This window comes from Catenulispora yoronensis (assembly GCF_039531695.1).
GTDB classification, from domain to species: Bacteria; Actinomycetota; Actinomycetes; order Streptomycetales; family Catenulisporaceae; genus Catenulispora; species Catenulispora yoronensis.
This window is the reverse complement of the sequence record NZ_BAAAQN010000048.1, coordinates 51,352-67,772: the sequence shown is the minus strand read 5'-3', so window position 1 is coordinate 67,772 and position 16,421 is coordinate 51,352. Positions and strand designations below refer to the sequence as shown.

Below are 16,421 nucleotides of genomic sequence, written 5' to 3'. Positions count from 1 at the left end.
GCCTAGCCCGGGCTCAGCGCCAGCACCGAGCGCCGATCCCCGATCAGCCCCGCGAGCGGCGGAGCCAAGAGAACCGGCGCTTCCCAACCGGCGAAGCCTGGTGTTCGTGTCCGGATATCGTCGGTGCGCTCGGCGGTTTCGGCGTCGGGGCAGCCACCGGCGTTGGCGGCGTCGGTGTGGCTGTCGGCACCGTCCCGTCTTCTTTTTCAGGCTCCTGATCCCAGAGCGTCGGCAGGCCCAGCGCCGCCCGCACCACGTCCTCGCGGGCGCGCGATCGTTCGACGTTCGCATGGTCGGCGCCCTGGACGCGGACCATCTCCGCGGTGGCGTGCATGTGGAGCTCCAGGGCGTGGGCCAGGTTTCCGGCTTTTTCGTGGACCTGGGCGACGCGGACTCGCATCACGAGGGTTCCGAATGCGTCCGGCTCCAGGAGGCGTTCGTGGTCGGCCAGTAGTTGTTCCAGTTCCGGCACGGCTGCGGAGAAGTCGGCTGTGGAGGTCAGTAGCAGGCAGGAGACGGCGTTGCGGGCGGCTGTGAGTCGGCGTTCGTCGTCGGTGCCGTGGAGGGTGGCGTGCAGTTCGGCTTCGCGGCGGTAGAGCGCGGCTGCTCGTTCCGGGTCGGGGAGGTTGTCGTGGGCCTTCGCCGCGCCGTTCAGGGAGGTGGCCAGCAGCGGGCTGTCGAGCGGCAGGGCCCGGTCGCAGTCGGCGACGCAGCGTTCCCATTCCTCGGCGGCGCCCTTTGCGTCCCCGACGCCGGTCAGGGCCGAGGCGAGGAGGACGCGGGTGGCGATCGTCTCGGGGTCGTCCGCGCTGCGCAGGCGGGTGCTGTCGGCCAGGCAGCGGCGGAACAGTTCCACGGCCGGGCCGGGCTCGCCGGTCCGGAGGTGGGCGGTGGCCAGCGCGGTTCGTGCCGCGGTCAGGTTCAGGGGATCGAAGTCGTCCCGGTGGTCGACGCGGTCGATCGCGTCGCGGAGCACGGGGATCGCGTCGGCGTGCCGCTCGCGGCCGGAATAGGCGACGGCCAGGTTGACGCGCATACGGAAGGCCGAGGCGTCCTCCACCTCGACGCGTTCCAGGACCGGCAGGTTGGCCTCGAAGGTCTGGATCGCCTCGTCCCATCGGCCGGCCCGCATGTGGGCGATGCCCAAGTCGTTCTGCGCGGTCAGGGTACGAATGCTGTCCGATCCCATGGACTCCGCCGACAAGGCTGACGCCTCTTCCAGCAGGGCGGCGGCGCGCTCGTGGTCGCCGGCCTTCGAATGCGCGTCCGCCAGGGATTGCAGGATCATCACCGTGTAGGCGTGGCCGGGGCCGAACTGGTCGTGGGAGAGCTGGTGGATCGGCTCCAGCAGAGTGATCGCCTCCGCCGCCTGCCCGGTGGCCGACAGCAACCGAGCCAGGGACCTGACACTGCCCCAGGTGGTCGGGTTGTTCTCGCCGAGGTTCTTGCGGTTGGTCTCGACCGCCGCCGTCAGGGCCCGGGTGGCGTCCTCGTTCCGGCCCATTTCGATATACGCGGTGCCGAGAGCGGTCTGCACGGCGAGGACGTCGCGGTGCTCCGAGCCGAGGTTCGGCTCGGCCCGGGCCACTGTGGCCTCCAGCAAGGCGATCGCGTCGACGACGTTGCCGCTCTGCATGTGCGCCTGGGCCAGTGCGAGGCTGATGCGGGTGTGCTCGGCGTGGTACTCCGGGTTGTCGGCGGTGTCGGTCTCGACGAAGATCAGGGCCCTGCGCAAGTAGGTGGTGGATTCGGTGCCGGCGCCTTGGAGGAGATGGAAGGAACCGATGATGCTGTAGAGCTCCGCCGCCGCGCGGTTGTCGTCGGCCGGCGTGGTCGCCGCCACCAGGGCATGGGCGTGGGGGAGTTGTCGGCGCAGGTTCGGCCAGTGCTCGAAGTCGACCGACGTGAGCAGCGGCGCCGTGCCGCGCAGGGCGGTCGCGGCGCGACGAGCGGCCTCGCGGGTGGCGCTTTCACGGGTGACGGTTTCGCGAGTGGCGGTTTCGCGAGTGCCGACCTCGCCGCCGACGTCATCGGCACCATCGCCACTCTCACCCCGCGCGGACGCCGTCCGTCCGACCAGCTGCACGAGTCGGTGAACACTGACATCGGTCCCGTTGCGCGAGACCAGGCTGTAGGCGCCGAGCCGGCCGACCGCCTCGTCGACCTCTTGCTGCCCGAGCCCGTCCCAGGCCAGCAGGTCCAGCGGAATCGCGTCCGGGGCGAGCCAACTCAGGACCCGCAGGATCCGGCCGGGCAGCGGCCCGTGGTCCTCGGTGATCCGGTCCAGGCTCACCTGCCACACCCGCGCGATGGTCTCGCGCGGATCGGCGCCGTCGGCCGTCCAGCCGAGCACGCCGCCGGTCAGGCGTTCGCGATAGACGGCGGCGGAGACCTGGTTCTGCTCCAGATATGCTCCGGCCTGCCGCAGCGCCAGCGGCAGATGGCCCAGGTCCTGGCACAGCTCCGGACCGCCGTCCGCGGTCAGGGCGCTCCCGGCGAACCCGGTGAGCACGGTCAGCGACTGGTCCGGGGACAGGACGTCCAGCCGGGTCGACTCCGCGATCGGCCCCCATCCGGTCGTGCGCCGGGTGGTGATGAGGAAGCGCCCGCGCGGCAGCGAGCCGCACAGGTCGGCGATGTCGTCGAGGGCTGAGACGTCGTCCAGGACGAGGAGCCAGTCGTCGTGGGTCGCGAGCCAGGCCCGGGCCCACTGCGCGGCCGCGGGGTCCGGGACCAGCGTGGTCTCGGCGAGCAGGCTGTGCGCCAGCGCGGCCAGCCCGGCCGCCAGACGCTCGGCGTTCTCCGCCGTGATCCACCAGACCAGGGCGCCGCTCGCGGCGTGCCGGCGGGCGTGCCGGTCGGCCAGCGAGGACTTGCCGATGCCGCCCAGGCCGGCCAGGACGTAGGCGTTGCCCGAGGTGTTCGGGACGTCCGAGGCTTCCGAGGAGTCAGGGGAGTCCGGGCCCAGGGCGCGGGCGATCGCCGCGAGTTCCTCCTCGCGGCCGATGAATCCTCGGCCGGCGCCTCCGCCGGGGGCGAACCGCGCGGTGCCCGGCGGACAGGGGGTTTCGGCGGCGGGCCGCAGGTCGTGGGTCAGGGCCGGGTAGATGGTGTTGACCGCGTTCGGGCCGGTGGAGATGATCCCGCGGTTCTCATGGACGAGGAGTTCCGGTGCGGTGGTCCTCGTCTCGTCGCTCACCAGCGGTCTCTCTCCCTCGGACGCTTCCCGGTCCGCGGCGGCGGGTCCGCGACCATCCTAGGGACTCCGGCAGTGTCTTAATACGAGTCCGTATTGGGGTTTCCACCGATGGAACACCGAATGCGGGTACGTACACAGGATCCTTATGATCTTTTGACGCGGGGTTCCCCGCGCCCGGGTGAAGGGGATCACATGGACTCCGAACTGCTCAGCTCGGTGATGGCGCAGCTGACGGCTGCGTTGTCGGCCGTCGGCCACAAGCTGCTGTCCACCGCCGGGGAGAAGACCGCCGACGAGAGCGTGCGGCTGGGCCGCCGCCTGCTCGACCGGCTGCGCCGCTCCAAGGACGGCACCCCGCGGCCCCGGCTGGAGGAGGCCGTCGGCGACCTCGCCGACAACCCGGAGGACGACGACTTCCGCGCGGCCCTGCGCGCGCAGCTCAAGCGTGCCCTGTCCGGCGCCGACAAGATCGACGACCCCGACCTGGCGGCGGACCTGGCCGGCCTGCTCCAGAGCGCGGGCATGACGGTGGAGGCCTCGGGCCAGGGCTCGATCGCGGTCGGCCGCAACGACGGGATCATCTCGATGGGTGACCGCGCCACAAACACGATCAACCACAACCGCTGACCGCGAACCGCCGATCACGTACCGGCCGACCGCGAACCACCAACCGCACCCGGCCGCGAAACGTCCTGCCTCGCGGCCGACCAAGCCGCCGCGCTCACAACAACCCGAAGTGCGGACCGAGCACCTGCGCCAGCAGCCGGGCCCGGTCCCACATCCCCAGCGTCACCGCGAGCCGCCGCACCGCGACGAAGTTGCCGAGTTCGGTCTCCAACAGGCGCTGGGCGTGCGCCGGGTCCTTGGCCCGCTTCACCGGTCTGGTTTCGAGCCCTGAATACGTTTCCGTGTGCTGCGATACCGTACCGGCGCCGTTGGCGGCCCCGTCGCCGGTGAGCGCCGCGCACCACTGGATCGCGCAGCGCAGGAAGTGGTCCACGAGCCGCTCGGTGGCGTCGACCTGGTCCTCGGCCTGGCCGTGCGCGGTCTGCAACTCGGCGGCGCAGTCGTGGACGAGGTCGTGCAGGTGGTAGCGGCCCGGCGAGCGCTCCTGGAGCAGGTTGGCCTCGAAGAGGTGTTCCAGCGCCGATTCGGCGTCGGGCAGCGGGGTCTGGCTCAGGGCGGCGGCGGTGTGGGCGTCGAAATCAGGGCCCGGATGCAGGCTCAGCAGCCGGAACAGGTGCTTCTCCGGCGCCGCCAGGTGGTGGTAGGACCAGGCCAGGATCGCGGTGACGTCGCGGTCCCCGGCCACCAGGAACCGGGTGCGGTGGTCGGACAGCTGGCTGGTGACGCGCTCCACCGGCCAGGTGGCGCGGTCGCGCAGCCGTGCGGCGGCCACCTGGATCGCCAGCGGCAGCCGTCCGCACAGCTCCACCGCCGAGGCCACGGCCTCCGGTTCGGCGTCCGCCCGCGCGGTGCCGATGATGCGGCTGAACAGCGCGATCGCCGAGTCCGGCCCCATCACCTCCAGCGGTACCGGCACCGCGCCTTCCAGTGACGGCATGCGCTTGCGGCTGGTGATCAGGACGAACGTCTCGCCGGTGCCCGGCAGCAGAGGCCTGATCTGCGCGGCGTCGCGCGCGTTGTCCAGCAGCACCAACGCGCGCCGGCCGGCCAGCCGGGCCCGCCACAGCGCGCTGCGCTCGTCCAGCCCCTCCGGTAGCGAGTCCGGATCAAGCCCGCTGGCCCGCAGCAGTGCCTCCAACGCCTGCGTGGGCTCGACCGGTTCGGTGACGGCGCAGAAGCCTGACAGGTCGACGAAGTAGTGGCCGTCGGGGAACCGCGGGGCGAGGCGGTGCGCGACGTGCACGGCCAGCGTCGATTTGCCCACGCCGCCCATGCCGTCGATCACCGCGACCTGCGGTGCCGGACCGCCGAGGCCGGCCTGCGCGACGAGCGCGCGGATGTGGTGCTCGCGGCCGATGAACTCGGTGAGGTCGCGAGGGAGGAAAGAGCGGTCGATACGGGGTGCGGGGACGACGCCGGGAGTGGTGAAGGCCGGTTCGGTCAAGGTCAGCGTCGGGGCGACGGTACCCGGCCGGCCCGGCGGGTGGTTGACGAGGCGGGCGTTCTGCGCCCGGGTCATCGAGGCGGCCGCGGCGGCCGGCAGCGCGTAGCGCTCGGGCTTCTCAGGTTTCTGCTGCGCGGGGGTGGGAGGGGCGGCGATCGGGTCTTGGGATGCGGTGGTTTCGGGCGCCGGGTCGATTGGCGGAGCCGCATTCGGAGTCGTATTCGGACTTTTTATCGGATTAGTCGGGTCGGTTGGTTCCGTCGGTTCCGTCAAAGGCGTCGGGGCCGATGCCTGAGCCGCTGCCGGGATGACGCCCTCGCCACGGAGCACTCCCTCATGCGCTTTTCGTAACTGGGGACCCGGATCCAGGCCCAGCTCGTCGGCGAGCAGCCGCCGTCCCTCCTCGTACGCGGCCAGCGCGTCCGCCTGCCGGCCCGCCGCCAGCAGCGCGCGCATCAGCAGGGCTCGCAGCGACTCGCGGAACGGATGCTCGGCGACCAGCGCACCCAGCTCGCCGAGGGTCGCGGCGGCCGCGCCGAGCCGCAGGCGGATGCCGGTGGCCGCCTCGACCGCGTCCAGCCGCTGCTCGTCGAGCACCGCGGCGGCGTTGGCCAGCCGGGAGTCGCGCAGCCCGGACAGGGCCGGGCCGCGCCAGAGCGTCAGGCCTTTGTTGAGGACGGCGAGCGCCTGTTCGTCGTGGCCGTCGGCCAGTGCCTGTCGAGCACTGCCCGCCGCGGCCTGGAACCGGTACGCGTCCACCGCCGCCAGCGGCACCGCCAGCCGGTAGCCCGGGCCCTCGGTGACCACCAGGGTGGTGCCGTCGGGGCGGGCCAGCGCCCGGCGCAGCGCGCCCACGACGTTGTGGACCTGCTGGCGGGCCGACTCCGGCGGGTCGTCCCACAGCACGTCGACGATGCGCTCGTAGGGGACCACCGCGTCGGCGTTCACGCTGAGCAGGGCCGCCAACCGGGCGATGCGCGTGCCGCGCAGCGCCGCCTCCCGGCCGCCGACGCTGATGCGCAGCGGACCCAGGATCCAGATGTCGATGTCGGATGGTGCGGGCTCGGGTCCACGCCGCCGCGGCTGATGGACGTACACGCCCACGCTTCCCCCTCATATCGATAGACATTCTAGACATTCACCGGCTACCACGGGCCTCGGGAGAGCCGGCTTCCGATTATCCAGGGTAGCCGAGGAGTAGCGCTGTGGCAGGAGCCCTTTCGTCCGGCGGGCGCGCGGGGGTAGCCGCGAGGTCGTGGCGTGGTAGTCCGAGCCCTGACGATCTCTCTGGAGCGATTCACCAAATGGACGCCGGCCGGGGAGGCAGCGATGTGGGAGACCGGGATCAGCGGTCGGCGGGACGACACCGTCGCGGTCGTCGACGGGGCACGCTCGTGGAGCTATGCCGACCTTGCCGAGCGGGTTGCGCTGCATCGCGACGGGTTCGAGCGGGACGGCGTGCGCCCCGGCCACACGGTCGCGCTGCTGGCCGAGAAGTCGGCGCAGGCGATCGCCGCGACGCTGGCCCTGGCCGAGATCGGGGCGACGGTCTTCATCCCGCCGCGCGCCCTCGGCGCGGAGCTGCGGGCCGATCTGCTGGCCCGGGCCGCCGCCGACTACACGGTCGAGGCGGACGCCGTGGCTCAGGACCCTGTGGCGCTGCGGGCCACGGCGGTCGAGCCGGTGCATCCCGCGTACGCGGCGTCCCGGGCCGGCAGCGCGCCGGAGAACCGGGCCGCGCTGGTGCTGAGTACCTCCGGCTCCACCGGCGTCCCGAAACTGGTCCCGCTGCCCTCGCCGCTCCTGGAGCGTTTCGCGGGCTGGGCGGCCGACGCCTTCGGGATCGGCCCCGGTGTCCGGGTGCTGAGCTACGCCCCGCTGAACTTCGACCTGTCGCTGCTCGATGTGTGGGGCACCCTCAGCCACGGCGGCACCACCGTTCTGGTCCCGCCGGACGACGCCGCGCGCCCCGAGCGGATCGCCCGGATCCTGGTGAATCAAAGCCCGGACATCATCCAGGCCGTGCCGCTGCTGATCCGGCTGCTGGCCTCGCAGCCGATCCCGCCTCAGCCAGGAGTCAGGCATCTGATTCTGACCGGCGAGGCGTTCCCGGTGGAGCACTGGCCGTGGCTGCGCTGCACCTTTCCCGAGGCCGAGATCTGGAACCTCTACGGCTGCACCGAGACCAACGACAGCTTCCGCCACCGGGTGGAGCCCGCGGACATCGCCGCCGGCCGAGTGCCGATCGGCCGACCGCTGCCGGGGGTCGAGGTGCGGATCGACAGTGGTGCCCGCGCCGGGGCCGGTGACAGTTTTGGCAGCGGTGAAGCGAGTGGCGCCGAGAGCGGCGGAGCTACCGCCTCCGACGCCGACGAAGTGGGCGAGCTCATCGTCAGCACCCCGTTCCAGACCCCCGGCTACCTCCGCCAGGGTCCCGCCGACGCCTCCGACCCCCAGCCCTCCGACCCCCAGCCCTTCGTCCGGCTGCCCGGCTCCGACCGCGTCTTCTACCGGACCGGGGACATCGTCCGCCGCGCCCCCGACGGCGCCTATCACCTCGTCGACCGGATCAGCCGGATCGTGAAGGTGAACGGTGTGCGGACCAGCCTCGCGGAGGTGGAGCGGGCGTTGGCCGACCATCCGGACGTGGCCGAGGCCGTGGTCTTCACCGTGCCGGATCCGGTGGCCGGGCAGGTGCTGCACGCCGCCGTGCGGCCGCGCCCGGACCTGGCGCCCGCCCCGTTCGACACTCTCGCGCTGCGCGGCCACTGTCGCCGGCGGCTGGCCGCCGCCGCGGTGCCCAGCCGCTACCACCTGCTGGCCGAGGACCTGCCGCGCACCTCGACCGGCAAGCCCGACCGGGCCAAGATCCGCGCCCTGCTCACCGAAGGAGCCGTCCCGTGACCACCGCCGCCGGAGCCGCCGCGACCGCCGCCGCCCTGCACGACCACATCGTCACCGCCCACGCCCCCGACGCCGGCACCATCCCGCCCGACTACGACCTGATCGAGGGCGGCGTGCTCGACAGCCTCGCCCTGGTCTCGCTGCTGTCCTGGATCGGCCGCCGCTTCGAGCTGCCGGTCGAGGAGCTGGACCTGGACCCCCGGCGGCTGCGCAGCATCGCGGCGCTCGCCGAGTTCGTCGAGGCCAACCGGGCCCACGCCGTCCCCTGAACCCGCCTCCCCTGAACCCGTGTCTCCCGAACCCGTGTCTCCTGAACCCGTGACTCCTGAACCCGCAATGCCCTTATATCCCACCGTCCCCATATCCAGAAAGCAGCGACCATGATCATCCGTGAGAAGGGCTCCGTGGACTCCGTCGACTGGGGCAACGGCCACAGCCACCGCCTGCTGATCGAGGCCGACGGCGTCGGATTCGCGCTGGCCCACACCGTGGTTCGGGCCGGCTCCGAGTCGCGCTTGCAGTACCGCAACCACATCGAGGCCTGCTACTGCATCTCGGGGGAGGGCGAGGTGGTCAGCGCCGACGGCGCGGTCCGCTACAAGCTCGTGCCCGGCGTGCTCTACGCGCTCGACCGGCACGACGCGCACATTCTGCGCGCCGCCGAACACGGCGACATGGAACTGATCAGCGTCTTCAACCCCCCGATCCGCGGCGACGAGCAGCACCGGCTGAGCCCGGACGGCTTCTCCGCCTACTGACCCACTGACTGACCCACTGCCCTACCGCCCTACCGCCTTCCGACCCACCGGCCGCCGCCCCGCCCGGCGGCGGCCGGGAGAAGGGACTTCCCATGACGGCGACCACGCAAGAGCGCACCGCGTTCGCCGACCTGCTGGTCCGGCTCGGCCCCGAGCTGAGCGACGGCCACCTCGACGACGACCGCGACCACCGCTTCCGCCGCGACAAGTGGCGGCGGCTGGCCGAGGTCGGCCTGCTCGGCCTGCCGTTCCCGGCCGAGTACGGCGGCGCCGCGCTGGACGTCGCCGACACCGTCGGCATTCTGCGCGCCCTCGGCGAGCACTGCCTGGACCAGGGCCTGGTCTTCAGCGCCACCACCCAGCTGGCCAGCACCGGCACCCCGCTGGCCCGGTTCGGGTCGGAGCCGCTGAAGGCCCGCTACCTGCCCGGGGTGTGCGCCGGGGAGCTGATCGGCGCGCACGCCATCACCGAGAGCGGCGGCGGCTCCGACGCCCTCGCCATGCGGACCACGGCGCGCCACGACGGCGACGCCTACGTGCTCTCCGGCGCGAAGGCGTACGTCTCCAACGGGCCCGTCGCCGACCTGATCGTCGTCTACGCCCGGACCGGCACCGGCGCGACCGCGCTGACGCCGTTCCTGGTCCGCACTGACAGCCCGGGCGTCGTGCGCGGCGCCCCGATCGAGAAGATGGGCCTGCGCACCTCGCCGATGTGCGAGCTGTTCCTCGACGACGTCCGCGTCCCGGACGACCACGTGCTCGGCTACGAGGGCGGCGGCCTGCTCGTGCTGGACTACGTGATGAAGCGCGAGATCCTCTACTCCTTCGCCGCCACCGTCGGCCGCATGGCCGGCCGCCTGGAGCGGCTGATCGGGCACGCGAACACCCGCGAGAGCTTCGGCGCGCCGATCGCGGCGTACCAGGCGGTGTCGCACCGGATCGCCGACCTGAAGATCGGCTACGAGACCAGCCGGCTGTGGCTGGAGCACACCGCCGCGGCGCTGGCCGCGCACCGCGACGTCGCCGAGGACATCGCCATCACCAAGCTGGTCGCCAGCGAGGCGGCGGTGGCCTCGGCGCAGGCCGCGGTGCAGCTGTTCGGCGGCGCCGGGTACATGAGCGAGTACGGCCTGGAGAAGGAGCTGCGGGACAACGTCGCGGCCACGATCTACTCCGGCAGCAGCGAGATCCAGCGCGACCGGCTGGCCGCGCTGGTGGGGCTGCGCACCCGGAAGGCGGGCCGATGAGCACCCGGGCGCAGGCCGCGTTCGCGGTGCGGCCGACCGGGGTCCTGGACCATGACAGGCCGGAGATCGCGCGGTTCGTCGCCGAGGCGGCGCCGGCTGGTGCTACCGACACCGACACCGTCGCCGAGCTGCGCCGACGCTGCCGAGATCTGTTCTACGCCGTCCGCGACCAGGTCGACTACGAGGTCTTCGACACCGGCCTGGCCGATGCCGACCTGACCGGTAGCGCCGTGCTCGCCGCCGGGCGCGGGTTCTGCCTGCACAAGTCGATCCTCTACGCCACCGCCGTCCGGCACCTCGGGGTGCCCTCGCGCCTGGTGTCCGGCCTGGTCCGCAACCACCTGTCCTCGCCCGAGCTGCGGGAGCTGGTCGGCGGCGAGGTGTTCCTGCACTGGTACACCGAGATCCGGATCGCCGACCGCTGGATCAAGGTCACACCGGTCTTCAACCGGCTGCTGTGCCGGATGTACGGGATCGCGCCGCTGGAGTTCGACGGCGAGCACGACGCCGTCTACCAGCCCTTCGACCTCCAGGGCCGGGAGCATATGGAGTTCCTGGGCGATGTGCGGCGGCACCCCGACCCCGCGCCGGGCCGCATCAGGGAACTGATTCAGGCCTCGCACCCCGCCATGATCACGCCGTCGCGGCGGGTGCCGGGACGGGTCCGCCAGGCCGTCCCGGCACCGGGGCCTGCGCGCTGATAGTCCGCCCCGCCTCGAAACCACCCAGAACCCCGCCCTGAACCCGAACCCGCCCCGAACCGAACCCCCGAAGGGATCGCCCTCATGTCCCGGTTCACCCTCAGCCCGGAAGTCGCCGACGCGGTGGGCCGCCGCCCGGTGCTCGCCCTGGAGACCTCGGTCGTCGCCGGCGGACTGCCCTACCCCGCCAACCTCGAACTCGCCCGAGCCGTCGACGCCGCGGCCCGCGCCGCCGGCGCCGTCCCGGCCCGGGTCGCGGTCCTCGACGGCGCGCTGCACGTCGGCCTCACCCCCGCGCAGTTGGAGCGGATCGCCGAGGACCCGGCGGCGGTCAAGGCCTCGATCCGCGACATCGGCCGGGTGGTGGCCGAGCGCCGGATCGGGGCCCTGACGGTCTCCGGCGCGGTGCACGGCGCCCGCCTGGCCGGGATCGAGGCGCTGGCCGTGGCGGGCATCGGCGGCGTGCACCGCGGCGCACCGTCGAGCTTCGACGTCTCCGCCGACCTGCCGGCCTTCGCCCGCAACCGGGTGGTGGTGGTGTGCGCGGGCGTGAAGTCGATCCTCGACGCCGGACTGACGCTGGAATGGCTGGAGACCCACTCGATCCCGGTGGTCGGTTACCGCTGCGACGAGTTCCCCGGCTACGTGAGCGTCTCCTCCGGGCAGCGCAACCCGCACCGCCTCGACGACCTCGGCCTGCTGGCCCGCGCGGTCGCCGACCATTGGGACGCCGGCATCGACAGCGGCTTCCTGGTGACGCACCCGATCGCCGCCGAGCACGGCATCCCGCACGACGAGCTGGAGGCGCGCATCGCCGAGGCCGAGGAGGCGGCCCGCCAGGCGCAGGTCACAGGGCCCGCCATCACCCCCTTCCTCCTGAAGGAACTCGCGCGCTCCTCCGGCGGCCAGACGTCAGCCGCGAACCGCGAAGTGCTGATATCCACGACCCGCCTGGGCGCCGAGTTCGCGGTCCGGCTGCACGAGGTGCGGACCGAGCGCGCCAGCGCCGGGACCGGAGCCGGAACCACCTTCGAAGGCGGCGGCGCCAGGGCCGAAGCCGTCTCGGGAGCCCTCCGATGACCGCCGTCCTGTTCGATCTCGACGGCACGCTGGCCGACACCCCCGGCGCCATCACCGCCATCCTCCGCCGCATGTGCCCGCTGGCCCCCCCGGACCGAGTCGCCGCCAGCGTCGGCCGTCCCCTCGCCGACGTCTTCGCCGAGCTGCTGGTCACGCCCAGGGACTCGCCGATCGTCGTCGCCGCCTCGGCCGAGTTCCGTGCGCTGTTCGCGTCCGACGTCGTGCCCCGGGCCGCCGAGCTGGTCTTCCCCGCCGTCCGCGAACTGCTCGACCGTCTCGCCGACGCCGGGCGGCCGCTCGCGGTGGTCACCAGCAAGTCGCCGGCCGGCGCCGCCGAGTTCCTGGCCGCCGCGCGGCTCGATCAGTATTTCCCCGTCACCGTCGGCTACGTTCCCGAGGTTCCCGGCAAGCCCGCGCCGCACCAGGCGCTGGCCGCCGCGCGGGCGCTCGGCGTGGACCCGGCGGAGTGCGTCGTGGTCGGCGACAGCACCGACGACATGAAGATGGCCGACGCCGCCGGGATCCCCGGGATCGGCGTCGGGTACGGCGTCGCGACGCTCGCAGAGCTGCGCGCCGCCGGTGCGCAGCACATAGCGGGGACCCCTGAGGAGCTGTTCGAGCTGCTTCTGCCCGAGCTCTCCCTTTCATCCGCTACCGTTCCCTCCCTCCCCGAGGTGTCCACGTGACCACATATGAGAAGACTGATGTCAGCGTCCGTAAAGCGGACGTGTCAGCCAAGACCGCCGGGCTGTTGCTGTTGTCGCTGGCGCAGTTCCTGATCGCCCTCGACTACTCCGTCATCTACGTCGCGCTGCCCAGTATCGGCAGCAGCCTGAAGCTCGGCCCCGACACCCTGCAGTGGGTCGTGTCCGCCTACGCCGTCCTGTTCGCGGGCTTCCTGCTGGTCAGCGGCCGGGCCGGGGACCGGTTCGGCGCGCGCCGGATCCTGATCGCGGCGCTGGTGCTGTTCGGCCTGGCCGCGACCGCCGGCGGGGTCGCGGACTCCGGCGCGCTGCTGCTGGCCGCGCGCGGCGCGCAGGGGCTCGGCGCGGCGCTGATGCAGCCCGCCATCATCGCCCTGATCAACCGCACCTTCGAGGCCGGACCGGAGCGGGAGCGCGCGCTGTCGGTGTGGGGCACGATCGGCGCGTCGGGCCTGGCCGCCGGCGCGCTGCTCGGCGGGGTGCTGACCACGGCCTCGTGGCGCTGGACGATGCTGGTCAACCTGCCGGTGGCGCTGCTGTGCGCGCTGGCCGCGCCGCGCCTGCTGCCCGCCGACGGCCGCCGGGGCGACCGGCGGGCGCTGAGCGCGGTCGGGGCGGTGCTGGCGACGGCGGCCTCGCTGGCCGTCGTCAGTGCCCTGACGTTCGCCGCGGTGCACGGCTGGGGCGACGGCCGCACGGTCGGCCTGGCGGTCGGCGGCGTGCTGCTGGCCGTCGGCTTCGCCTGGCACGAGCGGGTCTCGGCCGCGCCGCTGATCGACCGCGCCCTGCGGTCGAACGCCATGCTGCGCCTCGGGGCCGTCTCGACCGCGCTCTACATGGCCAGCGTCGGCGCCGAGTTCTATGTCGTGACCCTGATTCTCCAGAACCGCTACGGCTACAGCCCGCTGCGCGCCGGGCTCGGGTTCCTGCCGCTGGCGCTGTGCATCGTGCTGGGCAACATCCTCGCCGGGCGCTTCATCGCCAAGGTGGGCTCGGTGCGGCTGCTGACGGTCGCGTTCGTTCTCGACGCGGCGGGTCTGGTGCTCCTCGCGCTGTCGGCGAGCGGCACCGGATACGCCACGCACATGCTGCCCGGCGTCATCGTGTCCGGCATCGGCCACGGCCTGACCTACACCTCGATGTTCGTCACCGGGACCGGCGGTCTGCGCGACGAGGACCAGGGCACCGCGGGCGCCGTGCTCACCACCTCGCAGTACATGAGCGCGGCGGCGTCGCTGGCGATTCTGGTGCTGGTGATGGGTGCGCCGACGGCGGCCGGGACATATCGCGACGCGTTCCTGACCACGGCGGCCTTCGCCGCGGCCGGGGCGGTCGTTGCCGGAGCGGTGACGGTGCTGCGCGGGCCGCGAGGTGCGCGATGAGTGGGAGTGAGCGGCACCCCTCACGCCGCCTCGGCCTCCTCGTCGTCCACAACGACTCGGTCCCCGAATCGGAGATCTGGCGCGCCGCACCCCCCGGCCTCGAAGTCATCACCGGGCGCTTCGCCCTCCACCGCGCCCCGGGCCAGGAGTACGTCGGCGAGAGCGTCGAAGCCTTCCTGACCCCCGCCGTCCGGCGCACCGTCGCCGACCTCGTCGACGCCGGCGCCGACGCGCTGGCCCTGTGTTTCGTCTCGGCCAGCGTGTTCGGCGGCTCGGCGTTCGACGCCGCGTTCGCCGAGGCGCTGTGGGAGTCCGCCGGCGTCCCCGCCTTCACCGCCGGCCACGCCCTCCGCCGCCGGCTGCGGACCCTGGCCCCGGCCGAGCCGCTGCTGGTCGCGCCGCCGTGGTTCACCGACCGTACTGTCGGCGCCACCGCGTCCTACCTGGGCCTGCCCGCAGCGACCCGGGTCCACCGCTACGACCTCGGCCCGGCCTGGGACACCGGCAGCCGCCAGGACCTGTTCGATCGCGGCGCCAAGGGCCACATCCCGCACCGCGCCCTGCGCGAGCAGATTCTCGCCGCCGTCACCCCGGTCACCGACGCCGTCCTCATTCCCGGCAGCGGCTTCCGGACCCTGGACGCCGCCGCCGAGGTGGCGCGCGAGTCGGGCCTGCCGGTGCTGAGTGCCAACTCCGCGGTGCTGGAGTACTACCACCGGGAGCTGCTGCCGGAAGGAGAACGAGAAGAAGCGCAAGGACCACAAGGAGCCACCGGTCTGGTCACGGTCTAACCCCGCAGTCTGCCCGAGAGCGGACCGGCCGGAGCGCCGGTGACGGAAGCAGCATCCCCGTCACCGGCGCCATCCTCATGCGCCGCTACCCCCTGTGCGCCTTCCGCCAGATCTCGCGACACCCGCCGCGCGCAGGCGGAACCGCCCCCGAAACGGCTCGGCATCATGGCTTTCGACGCCGACCGCCCTCGCCTCCCCGGCCCAGCGACCCGTAGAAATCGGTTGATTCCCCCGACCCGGTCCCGAAGCTTTCACGCCAAACCCGCCCGCCGACGTCGCTCCCGCCGAACCGCGCCGCGGACCGCGGCGTGTCGGACCCGCCAGGGCGCCGTCCGCGTGGGATGGCGCAGGAGACATCTGATCGATCGGAGGATCGGGCAGGATGAAGAAGCTGAGAAAGCTTGGTGCCCTAGCCGTGTCCATAGTCGGGTTCAGCCTCGCCGCGGCGCTGGCCTGGAATCCGGCGACGGCGCAGGCGGCGGGAGCCGACACCACGTTCACCGCGATCCCGCCGGTCGACACCGGCACGGTGAACCTCACGGCGGTCTCGATGAAGTCCGCGACCGACGCCTGGACCGTCGGCGTCAAGTATCTGAACGCGAACACGGTCATCGCCACCTTGGCCGAGCGGTGGAACGGGACCCGGTGGCAGGTCACGCCGACGCCCAGCCCGACCGGGAACGCCGACGTCCTGAACGGCGTCGCCGACGTCTCCCCGGCCAACGCCTGGTCGGTCGGCTACAGCGAGAACACCGCCGGGACCTACACGGCGCTGATCGAGCACTGGAACGGCACCCGCTGGAGCCAGGTGCCCGGCGGCACCGCCGCCACCAGCAGCAACGAGACGCTGAACGCCGTCACCGCCGTGTCCGCCACCGACGTCTGGGCCGTGGGCGAGCACTTCGACAGCACCGTCGGCGGCTTCGTCGGCCTGCTGGAGCACTTCGACGGCACCGCCTGGCACATCGTGCCGAGCCCGATCACCTACACCTCGAACGGGATCGACCACGGCATCCCGTCGTTCAACGCCGTCGTGGCCACGTCCTCCTCGGACGTGTGGACGGCGTCGAACTCCGGCGTGCAGACCGCCGTCGTCGAGCACTGGAACGGCACCGCGTGGAGCGTGGTCCCCACGCCCCCGCTCGCCGTCCTCAACGGCCAGGCCGTGAACACCGTGGCCGTCGTCGGCCTGGCCGCGACCTCGGCCGGCGACGTGTGGGCCGTCGGCGGCACCACCGGCTTCGGCCGGCACGCGCCGCACAACCAGCTCGTCGAGCACTGGGACGGCGCCTCCTGGAGCCTGGTGCCCGCCCCGGCCGACGCCGCGACGCCGCTGGGGCTCTCGGGCGTGGCGGCGCTGTCGGCCGGCGACGCCTGGGCGCTCGGGTTCCAGCCCGGCACCGCCAACCCGGCGTTCGAGCACTGGGACGGCACGGCGTGGAGCAACGTCGCCGAGCCCGGTGTGAGCGGCGTCCTGTCCGAGCTGGTCTCGGCTCCGGGCGGCGCGCTGCTCGCGCTGGGCAGCACTCAGGCGTTCCTCAGCACCAACGGCTGAACCAGGCACAGGGACAGGGACAGGGACAG

The 16,421-nt window shown here is 72.8% G+C and carries 13 protein-coding genes; 11 read left to right on the top strand and 2 right to left on the bottom strand.

Translation table 11 applies throughout. From position 1 onward, the window contains the following. Positions 1-43: 43 nt before the first annotated feature. On the bottom strand, positions 44-3,199 hold the full coding sequence (locus ABD481_RS31995) for a tetratricopeptide repeat protein (protein WP_344669551.1): 3,156 nt from the start codon (positions 3,197-3,199) through the stop codon (positions 44-46). Positions 3,200-3,391: 192 nt separating this feature from the next. Between ABD481_RS31995 and ABD481_RS31990 the strand changes: the two genes are divergently transcribed. Beyond that, complete coding sequence (locus ABD481_RS31990; protein ID WP_344669550.1) at positions 3,392-3,826, top strand: hypothetical protein; 435 nt, start codon at positions 3,392-3,394, stop codon at positions 3,824-3,826. A 94-nt stretch (positions 3,827-3,920) separates the two neighbouring features. Here the strand turns inward: ABD481_RS31990 and ABD481_RS31985 are convergent, their stop codons facing one another. Continuing rightward, the gene (locus tag ABD481_RS31985; RefSeq protein WP_344669549.1) at positions 3,921-6,374 is read right to left on the bottom strand and encodes an AfsR/SARP family transcriptional regulator; all 2,454 of its coding nucleotides are present in this window, start codon (positions 6,372-6,374) and stop codon (positions 3,921-3,923) included. A 225-nt stretch (positions 6,375-6,599) separates the two neighbouring features. Here ABD481_RS31985 and ABD481_RS31980 point away from each other — a divergent pair, with 225 nt between their 5' ends. The 10 genes from ABD481_RS31980 to ABD481_RS31935 all read left to right on the top strand — a co-directional run bounded on the left by ABD481_RS31980 (position 6,600) and on the right by ABD481_RS31935 (position 16,392). After that, positions 6,600-8,174 carry an AMP-binding protein gene (locus ABD481_RS31980; RefSeq protein ID WP_344669548.1) on the top strand — a complete coding sequence of 525 codons (1,575 nt, stop codon included), beginning with the start codon at positions 6,600-6,602 and terminating at the stop codon, positions 8,172-8,174. Beyond that, complete coding sequence (locus ABD481_RS31975) at positions 8,171-8,443, top strand: phosphopantetheine-binding protein (RefSeq protein WP_344669547.1); 273 nt, start codon at positions 8,171-8,173, stop codon at positions 8,441-8,443. The genes ABD481_RS31980 and ABD481_RS31975 overlap by 4 nt, the downstream gene beginning before the upstream one ends. A gap of 111 nt (positions 8,444-8,554) precedes the next feature. Next, the gene (locus ABD481_RS31970) at positions 8,555-8,932 is read left to right on the top strand and encodes an ectoine synthase (RefSeq protein WP_344669546.1); all 378 of its coding nucleotides are present in this window, start codon (positions 8,555-8,557) and stop codon (positions 8,930-8,932) included. Positions 8,933-9,024: 92 nt separating this feature from the next. Continuing rightward, entirely contained in the window at positions 9,025-10,179 is a 1,155-nt protein-coding gene (locus ABD481_RS31965; protein ID WP_344669545.1) for an acyl-CoA dehydrogenase family protein, read from the top strand. Beyond that, positions 10,176-10,880 carry a transglutaminase-like domain-containing protein gene (locus ABD481_RS31960; RefSeq protein WP_344669544.1) on the top strand — a complete coding sequence of 235 codons (705 nt, stop codon included), beginning with the start codon at positions 10,176-10,178 and terminating at the stop codon, positions 10,878-10,880. Before ABD481_RS31965 ends, ABD481_RS31960 begins: the two co-directional genes overlap by 4 nt. An 84-nt stretch (positions 10,881-10,964) precedes the next feature. Further along, positions 10,965-11,960: a pseudouridine-5'-phosphate glycosidase gene (locus tag ABD481_RS31955; protein ID WP_344669543.1), complete on the top strand. Its 996-nt coding sequence runs from the start codon at positions 10,965-10,967 to the stop codon at positions 11,958-11,960. Then, a complete protein-coding gene (locus tag ABD481_RS31950) occupies positions 11,957-12,646 on the top strand; it encodes an HAD family hydrolase (protein WP_344669542.1) in 690 nt (229 codons plus the stop codon). The genes ABD481_RS31955 and ABD481_RS31950 overlap by 4 nt, the downstream gene beginning before the upstream one ends. Further along, entirely contained in the window at positions 12,643-14,046 is a 1,404-nt protein-coding gene (locus ABD481_RS31945; protein ID WP_344669541.1) for an MFS transporter, read from the top strand. The genes ABD481_RS31950 and ABD481_RS31945 overlap by 4 nt, the downstream gene beginning before the upstream one ends. Then, on the top strand, positions 14,043-14,837 hold the full coding sequence (locus tag ABD481_RS31940) for a hypothetical protein (RefSeq protein WP_344669540.1): 795 nt from the start codon (positions 14,043-14,045) through the stop codon (positions 14,835-14,837). Before ABD481_RS31945 ends, ABD481_RS31940 begins: the two co-directional genes overlap by 4 nt. 382 nt (positions 14,838-15,219) lie before the next feature. Beyond that, a complete protein-coding gene (locus ABD481_RS31935) occupies positions 15,220-16,392 on the top strand; it encodes a hypothetical protein (RefSeq protein ID WP_344669539.1) in 1,173 nt (390 codons plus the stop codon). Positions 16,393-16,421 lie beyond the last annotated feature (29 nt).

Bases quoted from the DNA above. Each gene is read 5' to 3' on its own strand.
- ABD481_RS31950 (WP_344669542.1), top strand. From the start codon at position 11,957: ATGACCGCCGTCCTGTTCGATCTCGACGGCACGCTGGCCGACACCCCC.
- ABD481_RS31980 (WP_344669548.1), top strand. From the start codon at position 6,600: ATGTGGGAGACCGGGATCAGCGGTCGGCGGGACGACACCGTCGCGGTC.
- ABD481_RS31940 (WP_344669540.1), top strand. From the start codon at position 14,043: ATGAGTGGGAGTGAGCGGCACCCCTCACGCCGCCTCGGCCTCCTCGTC.
- ABD481_RS31965 (WP_344669545.1), top strand. From the start codon at position 9,025: ATGACGGCGACCACGCAAGAGCGCACCGCGTTCGCCGACCTGCTGGTC.
- ABD481_RS31970 (WP_344669546.1), top strand. From the start codon at position 8,555: ATGATCATCCGTGAGAAGGGCTCCGTGGACTCCGTCGACTGGGGCAAC.
- ABD481_RS31960 (WP_344669544.1), top strand. From the start codon at position 10,176: ATGAGCACCCGGGCGCAGGCCGCGTTCGCGGTGCGGCCGACCGGGGTC.
- ABD481_RS31955 (WP_344669543.1), top strand. From the start codon at position 10,965: ATGTCCCGGTTCACCCTCAGCCCGGAAGTCGCCGACGCGGTGGGCCGC.
- ABD481_RS31935 (WP_344669539.1), top strand. From the start codon at position 15,220: ATGAAGAAGCTGAGAAAGCTTGGTGCCCTAGCCGTGTCCATAGTCGGG.
- ABD481_RS31990 (WP_344669550.1), top strand. From the start codon at position 3,392: ATGGACTCCGAACTGCTCAGCTCGGTGATGGCGCAGCTGACGGCTGCG.